Here is a 12,690-nt window from a genome sequence, read left to right on the forward strand (position 1 = left end):
AAGATCGTTGCCCATGAGCGCAGCCGAGCACAGCAGCAGCCACCTCACCCGCATCGCCGCGCCCGAGGGCGTCTGCCCGGGCGGCGGGTACAGCCACGTCGTCTGGGGCACCGGGCGGTTCGTGACCGTCTCCGGGCAGTGCGCCTTGGACGAGAAGGGCGAGGTGGTCGGCGAGGGGGACCCCGCCGCCCAGGCCCGGCAGGTGTTCGAGAACCTGCGCCGGTGCCTGGCGGCGGCCGGGGCGGGCTTCGAGGACGTGGTGAAGCTGACCTACTACGTCACGGACGTGGCGCACCTGCCGGCCGTACGGGCGGCCCGGGACGAGGTCATCGCCGCGGACCGGCTGCCGGCCTCGACGGCGGTCCAGGTCGCGGCCCTGTTCCGGCCGGAGCTCCTGCTGGAGGTCGAGGCCTTCGCCATCCTCCCGTCCGCGACCTGACTACGCGTCGGGGTGGCGGGCCACCAGGCGGGACAGGGCGTCCGTCGCGGCCAGGGCGAGCCGGGGGTGGGCCTGGGCGCGGACCAAGACGTCGCGGGCCCGGGCGTCGGCGAGGCTGCCCAGGCCCTCGACGCAGGCCAGGGCCACCCGCCAGTACGGGTCGTGCGGGGCCAGCAGCCGGGACAGGGTCTTGATCAGGGCCGGGGCCGACTCCGGCGCCCGCAGCGCGGTGAGCAGCCGGACCGGGTGCAGGGCGTAGGCCGTGCGCAGGCCGTTCGTCGCCAGGGCCGCCGCCGCGCGGGCGGTGCGCGGGTCCCCGAGCACGCCGAGCGCCTGCGCGGCGGCCGCGCAGCGGGCCGGGTCGCGGTGGTTGAGCAGCAGGACCAGGGGCTCGAAGGCCCGCCGGTCCCCCGCCATCCCGAGCCGGTACGCGGCCAGTTCCCGGGCCCACAGGGGCAGGCCGGCCGTGGTCAGGGAGGCGGCCAGCGCGTCGGGCTCCGCCGCGAGCAGTTCCGCGTACGCGGCCGACCCGTCCGCTTCCGCCCGCAGGCGCTCCAGCACGTCGTTCACGCCGCCACCCTAGGGCTCCGCGGGCCCCGGCAGGCGGCGTTCCGCCGACCTCGTTGATCGATGATCGATGATCGGTACATTTGGGCGGTACAGGTCACATCTCCGCACTCTGGCGGTCGAGTTACTGCCGGGTTACTGTCACTCCACACGTACGGAGCAGGCCTGGTGACGCAGCCGCCCCGTACCAGTCGGTTCGTTCGCTCGTCCGCTCGTCCGTACGGCTGGACCCCGGGACAGGGTTCCGCCGTTTCCGCCCGCCGCGCCCCCGATCCCTCTCCGGGCGCGTCCGCGGGCGTGCTCCGCACGGCTCTTCCGTACGGCATCCGCGCGCGCTGTGCGCCGCGCGCTCCCTCAGTCGTCACCCTCTTCCACTGGAGTCCCGCGATGGACCTTCCGTCCACGTCCAGTCAGTCCTCCCTCCGCACCGTCGCCGTCGTCGGCCTGGGCACCATGGGCACCGGCATCGCCGAGGTCCTCGCCCGCGCCGGCCGCGAGGTCATCGGCATCGACGTCAGCGAGGCGGCCGCCCGCCGCGCCGCCGGGGCCCTCGCGGCCGCCACGGCCCGTTCCGTGGCCAAGGGCAAGCTCTCCGAGCAGGAGCGCGAGGCCGCCCTCGCCCGCTTCCGCACCTTCACCGACCTCGCGGCCGCCGCCGACGCCGACCTCGTCATCGAGGTGGTCCCGGAGGACTACGACCTCAAGCACCGGGTCTTCAGCGAGCTCGACGCGGTCGTGCGCCCCGACACCGTCCTGGCCACCGGCACCAACGCCCTCTCCGTGACCCGGCTCGCCGCCGAGTCCCTGCGCCCCGAGCGCGTCCTCGGCCTGCACTTCTTCAACCCGGCCCCGGCGATGAAGCTCGTGGAGATCGTCTCCAGCGTGCTGACCGCGCCGACCGCCGTCGAGGCGGTCACCGGGCTGGCGCGGGAACTCGGCAAGCAGCCCGTCGCGGTCGGCGACCGGCCGGGGTTCGTCGCCGACGGCCTGCTCTTCGGCTACCTGAACCAGGCCGCCGCGATGTACGAGGCCAAGTACGCCTCCCGCGAGGACATCGACGCCGCGATGAAGCTCGGCTGCGGTCTGCCGATGGGCCCGCTCGCGCTGCTCGACCTGGTCGGCGTGGACACCGCGCGCACCGTGCTGGAGGCCATGTACGCCTCCTCCGGCGACCGGCTGCACGCCCCGGCCCCGATCCTGGGCCAGCTCGTCGAGGCGGGCCTGACCGGGCAGAAGGCCGGCCGCGGCTTCTACACGTACGAGGCCCCGGGCAGCCCGGTGGTGGTCCGCGACCTGCAGACCCCGCTGGACGGCTCCCTGCTCGGCGCCGGCCGCCCGGTCTCCTCGGTCGGCGTGGCCGGCTCCGGGACCATGGCGAGCGGTATCGCCCAGGTCTTCGCGCAGGCCGGCTACGACGTGGTCCTGGCCGCGCGCAGCGAGGAGAAGGCCGTGGCCGCGAAGGCCGCGATCGGGAAGTCCCTGGACCGTGCGGTGTCCAGGGGCCGCCTGACCGAGGAGGCCGCCGCGCAGACCCTGGGGCGCATCACCCCGGCCGGGTCGCTGGACGCCTTCGCCGACGTGGACCTGGCGGTCGAGGCGGTCGCCGAGGACCTGGCGGTCAAGCAGCAGCTCTTCGCGGGCCTCGACAAGGTCTGCAAGCCGGGCGCGGTGCTGGCCACCACCACCTCCTCGCTGCCGGTGATCGCCGTCGCGCGGGCCACCTCGCGTCCGCAGGACGTGATCGGCATGCACTTCTTCAACCCGGCGCCGGCCATGAAGCTGGTCGAGGTGGTCCGGACCGTCCTGACGGCCGACGACGTGCACGCCACGGTCCGCGAGGTCTGCACCAAGGTGCGCAAGCACCCGGTGGACTGCGGGGACCGGGCCGGCTTCATCGTGAACGCGCTGCTGTTCCCGTACCTGAACAACGCGATCAAGATGGTCGAGCAGCACTACGCGGGGATCGACGACATCGACGCCGCGATGAAGCTGGGCGGCGGCTACCCGATGGGGCCCTTCGAGCTCCTCGACGTGGTCGGCCTGGACGTGTCGCTGGCCATCGAGAAGGTCCTCCACCAGGAGTTCCGTGACCCGGGCCTCGCGCCGTCCCCGCTGCTGGAGCACCTGGTGGCGGCGGGCTGCCTGGGCCGGAAGACCGGCCGCGGATTCCGTGAGTACGCCCGCCGGTAAGCCGACGGGCCCTGAGCAGGATGCGTGGGGAGGGCTGCTCGGGTCCGCCGGACCCTCACGGCGGACACACCCTCCCGAGCCCAGTGCGGGCCCTCCCCCGCATCCACCCCCCTCCCACCCCCCTCCGGCGCGCGCGCCTGCGCGAATGAAGTACTTTCGCTCTATGTCCCAGCCCGCCAAGACCTCGCCCCGCGCCGCCTCGGCCGCCGACTCCCCGGAGAGCGCGGCCGGCACCCGGGCGGCCGCCCAGCGGCTCAAGATGCGCCGTGAGCTGGCGGCCGCGGCGATGGAGCTGTTCGCGACCAAGGGGTACGAGGCCACGACGGTCGACGAGATCGCCGCGACCGCGGGGGTGGCGCGCCGGACCTTCTTCCGGCACTTCCGCTCCAAGGAAGAGGCGATCTTCCCGGACCACGACGACACCCTGACCCGCGCCGAGGCCGTCCTGGACGTGGCGCCGGCGCACGAGCACCCGCTCGACACGGTGTGCCGGGGGATCAAGGAAGTCATGAAGATGTACGCCGCCTCGCCGGCGGTGTCGGTGGAGCGCTACCGGCTAACCCGCGAGGTGCCCGCGCTGCGGGAGCGGGAGATCGCCTCGGTGGCCCGCTACGAGCGGCTCTTCACCCGCTACCTGCTGGCCCACTTCGACGAGACCGAGCACCACGACGGCAACGACGACCCGCTGCTGGCCGAGGTGGCCGCCTCCGCGGTGGTGACCGCGCACAACCACGTGCTGCGGCGCTGGCTGCGGGCCGGGGGCCAGGGGGACGTGGAGGCGCAGCTGGACCACGCCTTCTCCATCGTCCGCAAGACCTTCGGCTCCGGGATCGGGGCGGGGCGCACGCTGGGCTCCGCCGCGGCGGCCCCGAAGGCGGAGGTGCGGACGGAGGGCGAGGTGCTCGTCGCGGTGGCCCGTACCGACGCTCCGCTCGACGAGGTCATGCGCACCATCGAAGAGGCGCTCAGAAACAAGCAGTAGTCACGCTCGTCACAGCGGCCGCTCCCGTTCCGGGGGCGGCCGCTGTCGTTTGTCCGAGTTGCCCTTACTCGCGAGTAACTCTGATCGATCATCGCTCATCTGCGCAGGTCAATCGGCAAGTGAGAGAAATTTTTGGCACCCAGTGCCTTGCCGAGTGACACGGGGTGCCATACGTTGAATCCCGTCCGGATGTCCCCGCGGCCCACGCCCACTCGGCACGGAACGCGCCCCGGATGCCTGCGTCACCAGGCCCCGCTCGCCCCACCACGGGCGCGCCCAGCTCCACAGCTCCGCCGAACCGACGGCACCCCGCAGTACCCACCCCATGTAACCGCGCACCCGCGCATCCCTCAGCGCACCCCTCATCAGCGCTTGCCGGAGGCAATACCGTGAAGGACATCCTGGACGCGATTCAGTCGCAGTCCGCCACCGCCGCAGACTTCGCCGCCCTGCCGCTCCCCGACTCGTACCGCGCGGTCACCGTGCACAAGGACGAGACGGAGATGTTCTCGGGGCTCACCACCCGCGAGAAGGACCCGCGCAAGTCCCTGCACCTGGACCAGGTCCCGGTGCCGGAGCTCGGCCCGGGCGAGGCCCTGGTGGCCGTCATGGCCTCCTCCGTCAACTACAACTCGGTGTGGACCTCGATCTTCGAGCCCGTCTCCACCTTCAGCTTCCTGGAGCGCTACGGGCGCCTGTCGGAGCTCACCAAGCGCCACGACCTCCCGTACCACATCATCGGCTCCGACCTCGCGGGCGTCGTGCTGCGCACCGGCCCCGGCGTCAACTCCTGGAAGCCGGGCGACGAGGTCGTCGCGCACTGCCTGTCGGTCGAGCTGGAGTCCTCCGACGGCCACAACGACACGATGCTCGACCCCGAGCAGCGCATCTGGGGCTTCGAGACCAACTTCGGCGGCCTCGCCGAGATCGCCCTGGTCAAGTCCAACCAGCTCATGCCGAAGCCGGACCACCTCAGCTGGGAGGAGGCCGCCTCCCCCGGCCTGGTCAACTCCACCGCCTACCGCCAGCTGGTCTCGCGCAACGGCGCCGGCATGAAGCAGGGCGACAACGTCCTGATCTGGGGCGCCAGCGGCGGCCTCGGCTCGTACGCCACCCAGTTCGCCCTGGCCGGCGGCGCCAACCCGATCTGTGTCGTCTCCTCCCCGGAGAAGGCGGAGATCTGCCGCAAGATGGGCGCCGACGCCGTCATCGACCGCAACGCCGAGGGCTACAAGTTCTGGAAGGACGAGCGCACCCAGGACCCGAAGGAGTGGAAGCGCTTCGGCTCGAAGATCCGCGAGCTGACCGGCGGCGAGGACATCGACATCGTCTTCGAGCACCCGGGCCGCGAGACCTTCGGCGCGAGCGTCTACGTCACCCGCAAGGGCGGCACGATCACCACCTGCGCCTCGACCTCGGGCTACATGCACGAGTACGACAACCGCTACCTGTGGATGTCGCTCAAGCGGATCATCGGCTCGCACTTCGCGAACTACCGCGAGGCGTGGGAGGCCAACCGCCTCATCGCCAAGGGCAAGATCCACCCCACCCTCTCGAAGGTCTACTCCCTCGAGGAGACCGGCCAGGCCGCGTACGACGTCCACCGCAACCTCCACCAGGGCAAGGTCGGCGTCCTCGCGCTCGCCCCCGAGGAGGGCCTGGGTGTGCGCGACCACGAGCTGCGCGCCAAGCACCTCGACGCGATCAACCGTTTCCGCAACGTCTGAGTCCGCTCAAAGGCCATAAGGATCGCCTGAGATGACAGAGCGCCAGAAGGACCGTCCGTGGCTCATGCGGACGTACGCCGGCCACTCCACGGCCGAGGCGTCCAACGAGCTGTACCGCCGCAACCTCGCCAAGGGCCAGACCGGCCTGTCGGTGGCGTTCGACCTCCCGACGCAGACCGGCTACGACCCCGACCACGTCCTCGCCCGCGGCGAGGTGGGCCGGGTCGGGGTCCCGGTCTCCCATCTGGGCGACATGCGGCGGCTGTTCCAGGACATACCCCTGGAGCAGATGAACACCTCGATGACGATCAACGCCACGGCCATGTGGCTGCTGGCGCTCTACCAGGTGGCCGCCGAGGAGCAGGGCGCGGACATCGCCAAGCTCCAGGGCACCACCCAGAACGACATCGTCAAGGAGTACCTCTCGCGCGGGACGCACGTCTTCCCGCCCGGGCCCTCGCTCCGCCTGACGACGGACATGATCGCGTACACGGTCAACCACATCCCGAAGTGGAACCCGATCAACATCTGCAGCTACCACCTGCAGGAGGCGGGCGCCACTCCGGTCCAGGAGATCTCGTACGCGATGTCCACCGCGATCGCCGTCCTGGACTCGGTGCGCGACTCGGGCCAGGTGCCCGAGGAGCGCTTCGGCGAGGTGGTCGCCCGGATCTCCTTCTTCGTGAACGCGGGCGTCCGCTTCATCGAGGAGATGTGCAAGATGCGCGCCTTCGGCCGCATCTGGGAGAAGGTCACCAAGGAGCGCTACGGCATCAAGGACGCCAAGCAGCGCCGCTTCCGCTACGGCGTCCAGGTGAACTCGCTCGGCCTGACCGAGGCCCAGCCCGAGAACAACGTCCAGCGGATCGTGCTGGAGATGCTGGCGGTCACCCTCTCCAAGGACGCCCGGGCCCGCGCGGTCCAGCTGCCGGCCTGGAACGAGGCGCTGGGCCTGCCCCGGCCCTGGGACCAGCAGTGGTCGCTGCGCATCCAGCAGGTCCTGGCCCACGAGAGCGACCTGCTGGAGTACGAGGACATCTTCGCCGGGTCCCACGTCATCGAGGCCAAAGTCGACTCCCTGGTCGCCGACTGCCTGGCCGAGATCGACCGGATCCAGGAGATGGGCGGTGCGATGGCCGCCGTCGAGTCCGGGTACCTGAAGTCCCAGCTGGTCTCCTCGCACGCCGAGCGCCGCGCCCGGATCGAGGCCGGCGAGGACAAGATCGTCGGAGTGAACTGCTTCCAGCAGACCGAGGAGAACCCGCTCACCGCCGACCTCGACGGCGCCATCATGACCGTCGACCCCGCGGTGGAGGCGTTCACGGTCGAGCGCATCGTCCGCTGGCGGGCCGAGCGGCAGGAGTCCTCGGACCGGCAGGGGGGCGGCGACCCGTTCGTCTTCCCGACCGCCCGGCAGGCCCTGGACCGGCTGAAGGAGGCCGCCGCCGGCACCGAGAACCTGATGGAGGCCACCCTGGAGTGCGCCCGCGCGGGTGTCACCACCGGCGAGTGGGCGAGCGCCCTGCGCGAGGTGTTCGGCGAGTTCCGCGCCCCGACCGGGGTCTCCTCGGCCCCGGTCGCGGTCACCGCCGAGGAGGGCACGCCGCTGGCCCTGGTCCGCGAGAAGGTCGCCCGGACGGCGGACGAGCTGGGCTCCGGCCGGCTGCGCCTGCTGGTCGGCAAGCCCGGCCTGGACGGGCACTCCAACGGCGCCGAGCAGATCGCCGTGCGGGCCCGCGACGCCGGCTTCGAGGTGGTCTACCAGGGCATCCGGCTGACGCCCGAGGAGATTTCCTCGGCGGCCCTGGCCGAGGACGTGCACTGCGTGGGACTGTCCATCCTGTCCGGTTCGCACTGCGCCCTCGTCCCGGACGTCCTGGAACGCCTGCGCACGGCGGGGGCGGGCGACATCCCCGTCATCGTCGGAGGCATCATTCCGAACGCCGACGCCGTCACGCTGAAGGCCGCCGGGGTGGCCGCCGTGTTCACCCCCAAGGACTTCGGCATCACGGAGATCATCGGCCGTATCGTCGACGAGATCCGCAAGGCCAACAAGCTCCACCCTCTCACCATCGCTGAAAGCACGGAGGTCCCCGCATGACCACGCCCTCTTCCCCGGTCAACCGGCTCCGGCCGCGCCGCTCCTGCCTCGCGGTGCCGGGCTCGAACCCGCGGTTCCTGGAGAAGGCCCAGGGCCTGCCGGCCGACCAGGTCTTCCTGGACCTGGAGGACGCCTGCGCCCCGCTCGCCAAGGAAGGCGCCCGCCACACCATCGTGGACGCGCTGAACAACGGCGACTGGACCGGCAAGACCCGCGTGGTCCGCGTCAACGACTGGACCACCCACTGGACCTACCGCGACGTCATCACCGTCGTCGAGGGCGCCGGCCAGAACCTCGACTGCATCATGCTGCCGAAGGTCCAGGACGCGCAGCAGGTCGTCGCGCTGGACCTGCTGCTGACCCAGATCGAGAAGACCATGGGCTTCGAGGTCGGCAAGATCGGCATCGAGGCGCAGATCGAGAACGCCAAGGGCCTGGTGAACGTCGACGCGATCGCCGCCGCCTCGCCCCGGCTGGAGACCATCATCTTCGGCCCGGCCGACTTCATGGCCTCCATCAACATGAAGTCCCTGGTCGTGGGCATGCAGCCGCCCGGCTACCCGGCGGACGCGTACCACTACATCCTGATGCGGATCCTGATGGCGGCGCGCACGCACGACCTCCAGGCGATCGACGGCCCCTTCCTCCAGATCCGCGACGTGGACGCCTACCGCGAGGTCGCCGGCCGCGCCGCGGCCCTCGGCTTCGACGGCAAGTGGGTGCTGCACCCCGGCCAGGTCGACGCGGCCAACGAGGTCTTCTCCCCCTCCCAGGAGGACTACGACCACGCCGAGCTGATCCTCGACGCCTACGACTGGTGCACCTCCGAGGCCGGCGGCAAGAAGGGCTCGGCCATGCTCGGCGACGAGATGATCGACGAGGCCAGCCGCAAGATGGCCCTGGTCATCGCCGGCAAGGGCCGCGCCGCCGGCATGCAGCGCACCACCAAGTTCGAGATCCCGGAGGCGTAGGGCCATGCAGTTCGGACGCACGTACGAAGAGTTCGAGGTCGGGGCGGTCTACAAGCACTGGCCCGGGAAGACGGTCACCGAGTACGACGACCACCTCTTCTGTCTGCTGACCATGAACCACCACCCGCTCCACATGGACAGCAACTACGCCGAGAACACGACCGACTTCGGCAAGAACGTGGTCGTGGGCAACTACGTCTACTCGCTGCTGCTCGGCATGTCCGTGCCGGACGTCTCCGGCAAGGCCATCGCCAACCTGGAGATCGAGTCCCTGCGCCACGTGGCGCCGACCTTCCACGGCGACACGATCTACGGCGAGACCAGGGTCCTCGACAAGACCCCGTCGAAGTCCAAGGACGACCGCGGCATCGTCTACGTGGAGACCAAGGGCTACAAGCAGGACGGCACCCTCGTCTGCGTCTTCCGGCGCAAGGTGATGGTCCCGACCGAGACGTACATCAAGGCGCGCGGCGGCGAGCAGCCCGGCCGCCCGCAGCTGAAGGAACAGGGGAAGTAGCCATGGCACGACTCGCCCAGACCGCCGGGCTCACGGACGTCCAGCGGGAGATCCTCAAGACCGTCCGGGAGTTCGTCGACAAGGAGATCATCCCGGTCGCGACCGAGCTCGAACACCGTGACGAGTACCCGCAGCAGATCGTCGACGGCCTCAAGGAGCTCGGCCTCTTCGGCCTGATGATCCCCGAGGAGTACGGCGGCCTGGGTGAGTCGCTGCTCACCTACGCGCTGTGCGTCGAGGAGATAGCCCGCGGCTGGATGTCCGTCTCGGGCATCATCAACACGCACTTCATCGTGGCGTACATGCTCAAGCAGCACGGGACGCAGGAGCAGAAGGACCACTTCCTGCCCCGCATGGCGCTGGGCGAGGTGCGCGGCGCGTTCTCGATGTCCGAGCCGGGCCTGGGCTCCGATGTGTCGGCCATCACGTCGAAGGCGGTGAAGGACGGCGACGAGTACGTCCTGAACGGCCAGAAGATGTGGCTGACGAACGGCGGCTCCTCGACCCTGGTGGCCGTTCTGGTCCGCAGTGACGAAGGACACCCCGAGGGCACCGCGCCCCACAAGTCGATGACCACCTTCCTCGTCGAGAAGGAGCCGGGCTTCGGTGAGGTCCGTCCGGGCCTGACCATCCCGGGCAAGATCGACAAGATGGGCTACAAGGGTGTCGACACCACCGAGCTCATCATGGACGGACTGCGCATTCCGGCCAATCGGGTCCTCGGAGGCCAGACGGGCCGAGGGTTTTACCAAATGATGGACGGCGTCGAGGTGGGCCGCGTCAACGTGGCGGCGCGTGGTTGCGGCGTCGCGCAGCGTGCGTTCGAACTCGGTGTCTCGTATGCCCAGCAACGTCACACTTTCGGCAAGGCGATCGCCGAGCACCAGGCCATCCAGTTCAAGCTGGCCGAGATGGCTACCAAGGTCGAAGCCGCCCATGCCATGATGGTGAACGCAGCACGCAAAAAGGACTCCGGGGAACGAAACGACCTCGAAGCCGGGATGGCGAAGTACCTCGCCTCCGAATACTGCAAGGAGGTCGTCGAGGATGCCTTCCGCATCCACGGCGGCTACGGGTTCTCGAAGGAGTACGAGATCGAGCGCCTCTACCGGGAAGCGCCGATGCTTCTGATCGGTGAAGGTACGGCCGAGATCCAGAAAATGATCATCGGGCGACGCCTGCTCGAGGAGTACCGACTCCAGGGCTGAATGTCCCTTTTGCGGTGGATTATCCGATGATCCACCGCAAAAGAGTGACCAGCAGTGACTGGCCGACGGCCATCGACTCGGCTTCTGGCTTGCCCAGTTGTTGCGCGCAACCGATAGCATTCCAGTAAAGCCGCCGTCCCGTCCCCCCGTTTGCGGCGCGGCAATCACCCGCTACGAAGGTCATCCATGCCCCACAGCCAAACCTCTGCACACCGCGACAGCCTTTCCGGCGTACGCCTCGCGCGCGGAGCATCGCCGTGGCTTCTGCCGACCGTCGCCACCGCGGCGCTCAGCCTCACCCGGGCCCGCAAGTCCGGACGCTGGGCCGCGGCGGCCGTGCCCGTCACCGCTCTCGCGGCGGGCATGCTGTGGTTCTTCCGCGACCCCGAGCGCGAGATCGCCCAGGGCCGCGTCATCTCGCCGGCCGACGGCGTGGTGCAGAGCATCATGCCCTGGAAGGACGGGCGCACCCGCGTCGCGATCTTCATGAGCCCGCTGAACGTCCACGTCAACCGCGCGCCCCTCGCGGGCACGGTGACGTCCGTGGAGCACATCCCCGGCGGGTTCGTCCCGGCGTTCAACAAGGAGAGCGAGAACAACGAGCGCGTTGTCTGGCACTTCGACACCGAGCTCGGCGACATCGAGATGGTGCAGATCGCCGGCGCCGTCGCGCGCCGCATCGTCCCGTACCTGCCGGCCGGCACCAAGGTGGAGCAGGGCGAACGCATCGGTCTGATCCGCTTCGGCTCGCGCGTCGACATCTACCTCCCGGAGGGCGTCGAGGTCGCGGTCGAGGTCGGTCAGGCCACCACCGCGGGGGTGACCCGAATTGACCGTGACTGACCCCGAGACTCCTGCCACCGGCTGGGTGCCCGAGTCCGCCGAGGTGGAGTCCGCCGAGGACGACATGCCGCTCTCGCTGCGGCTGTCGATAGCGGACACCCTCACCCTCGGCAACGCGACCTGCGGATTCATGGCGGTGTACTTCACCACCACCGGGATCCTCATCCCGCACCTCACCGGCAGCGGCGAGTCGGGCATGGCCCGGCACAGCGCGGCGACCGCGGTGATACTGATGCTGCTCGCGGCGGTCTTCGACCTCTTCGACGGCATCGTCGCCCGCAAGCTGCGCAGCTCGCCGATGGGCGCGGAGCTGGACAACCTCTCCGACCTGATCAGCTTCGGGCTGGCGCCGGCGTACTTCGTGCTGGTCTACGGCATGGTCGCCGACGACGCCCATCAGAAGATGTCGGCGCTCGCGGCGATCGTGGTGCTGCTGGCGGTGGTGCTGCGGCTGGCGAGATTCAGCTGCGTGACCATGAAGGACGGCATGTTCCAGGGCATGCCGAGCCCCTTCGGCGCGCTGACGGTCGTCTCCGTCGTGCTGCTGGAGCTGCCTTTCATTCCGACGCTGCTGGCGATCATCGGGGTGGCGTGGCTGATGGTGAGCCGGGTCGAGTACCCCAAGCCGAGGGGTGCCCTCGCGGCGGCGATGCTCAGCTGGATCGTCGGCGCGATGGGTCTGCTGGCGGCCTGGGCGTTCGACGCGCCGGGCGGGCAGCTGCTGCTCCAGACGGGCTGCGCGCTGCAGATCGCCCTGGCGGCGACCATCCCGCTGTTCGCGACGACCCGTCGCGCGAACACGTTCCGCCACAACCGGCGGGAGGCGCGGGCGGCGCAGCTGCCGTAACCGCTGCCGCTCGGCCGTACTGCGCAAGGCCCCGGGTGCCATTGGCCCCCGGGGCCTTGCGGCTTTCCCCGCACCACTCGCCCGGCTGCGCCGGCCTCCGCCGTCCGGCCGGGGCGCGTGGCCCGGGACGGTGGGGCGTGTGCGGGTGGCTGGCCGCTGCGCGGGGCTCGCCCCTCCCCGCCCTTCCACCGTTCCCAGGGGCTCCGCCCCTGCCCCCGAGACCGGGCGCTGCGCGCCCGGCGCGCTCAAACGCCGCGCGGGCTGGAATTGCCGCGCAACGGCAACATCCCAGCCCCGC

At 70.4% G+C, this 12,690-nt stretch carries 11 protein-coding genes; 10 read left to right on the forward strand and 1 reads right to left on the reverse strand.

All coding sequences use genetic code 11. The annotated features are described in order from the left end of the window. Positions 1-13 precede the first annotated feature (13 nt). Positions 14-439, forward strand: a complete 426-nt coding sequence (locus tag AB0D45_RS28555; RefSeq protein WP_362464230.1) for a RidA family protein — start codon at positions 14-16, stop codon at positions 437-439. Here AB0D45_RS28555 and AB0D45_RS28560 read toward each other — a convergent pair whose 3' ends face one another. Next, the gene (locus AB0D45_RS28560; protein ID WP_361607590.1) at positions 440-1,009 is read right to left on the reverse strand and encodes an adenylosuccinate lyase; all 570 of its coding nucleotides are present in this window, start codon (positions 1,007-1,009) and stop codon (positions 440-442) included. A 384-nt stretch (positions 1,010-1,393) separates the two neighbouring features. On the opposite strand from AB0D45_RS28560, the gene AB0D45_RS28565 reads away from it, so the two are divergent. From AB0D45_RS28565 to pssA, 9 genes are all read left to right on the forward strand, one after another. Next, entirely contained in the window at positions 1,394-3,196 is a 1,803-nt protein-coding gene (locus AB0D45_RS28565; RefSeq protein WP_361607593.1) for a 3-hydroxybutyryl-CoA dehydrogenase, read from the forward strand. A gap of 163 nt (positions 3,197-3,359) precedes the next feature. Then, positions 3,360-4,178, forward strand: coding sequence for a TetR family transcriptional regulator (locus AB0D45_RS28570; RefSeq protein ID WP_361607596.1), 819 nt, complete (start codon positions 3,360-3,362; stop codon positions 4,176-4,178). 389 nt (positions 4,179-4,567) lie between these two features. Beyond that, entirely contained in the window at positions 4,568-5,905 is a 1,338-nt protein-coding gene (gene ccrA / locus AB0D45_RS28575) for a crotonyl-CoA carboxylase/reductase (RefSeq protein WP_361607599.1), read from the forward strand. Positions 5,906-5,936: 31 nt separating this feature from the next. Beyond that, complete coding sequence (locus AB0D45_RS28580; protein WP_362464233.1) at positions 5,937-8,006, forward strand: protein meaA; 2,070 nt, start codon at positions 5,937-5,939, stop codon at positions 8,004-8,006. Then, on the forward strand, positions 8,003-8,977 hold the full coding sequence (locus AB0D45_RS28585) for a CoA ester lyase (protein ID WP_362464236.1): 975 nt from the start codon (positions 8,003-8,005) through the stop codon (positions 8,975-8,977). Before AB0D45_RS28580 ends, AB0D45_RS28585 begins: the two co-directional genes overlap by 4 nt. Before the next feature lie 4 nt (positions 8,978-8,981). Beyond that, on the forward strand, positions 8,982-9,494 hold the full coding sequence (locus tag AB0D45_RS28590; protein ID WP_362464239.1) for a MaoC family dehydratase: 513 nt from the start codon (positions 8,982-8,984) through the stop codon (positions 9,492-9,494). A gap of 2 nt (positions 9,495-9,496) precedes the next feature. Continuing rightward, the gene (locus AB0D45_RS28595; protein WP_030868030.1) at positions 9,497-10,702 is read left to right on the forward strand and encodes an acyl-CoA dehydrogenase family protein; all 1,206 of its coding nucleotides are present in this window, start codon (positions 9,497-9,499) and stop codon (positions 10,700-10,702) included. A 186-nt stretch (positions 10,703-10,888) separates the two neighbouring features. Beyond that, positions 10,889-11,545: a phosphatidylserine decarboxylase gene (locus AB0D45_RS28600; RefSeq protein ID WP_361607611.1), complete on the forward strand. Its 657-nt coding sequence runs from the start codon at positions 10,889-10,891 to the stop codon at positions 11,543-11,545. Then, positions 11,532-12,392, forward strand: coding sequence for a CDP-diacylglycerol--serine O-phosphatidyltransferase (pssA, locus tag AB0D45_RS28605; RefSeq protein ID WP_362464242.1), 861 nt, complete (start codon positions 11,532-11,534; stop codon positions 12,390-12,392). Before AB0D45_RS28600 ends, pssA begins: the two co-directional genes overlap by 14 nt. Positions 12,393-12,690 lie beyond the last annotated feature (298 nt).

Source organism: Streptomyces sp. NPDC048352 (assembly GCF_040651895.1).
Lineage (GTDB): Bacteria > Actinomycetota > Actinomycetes > Streptomycetales > Streptomycetaceae > Streptomyces.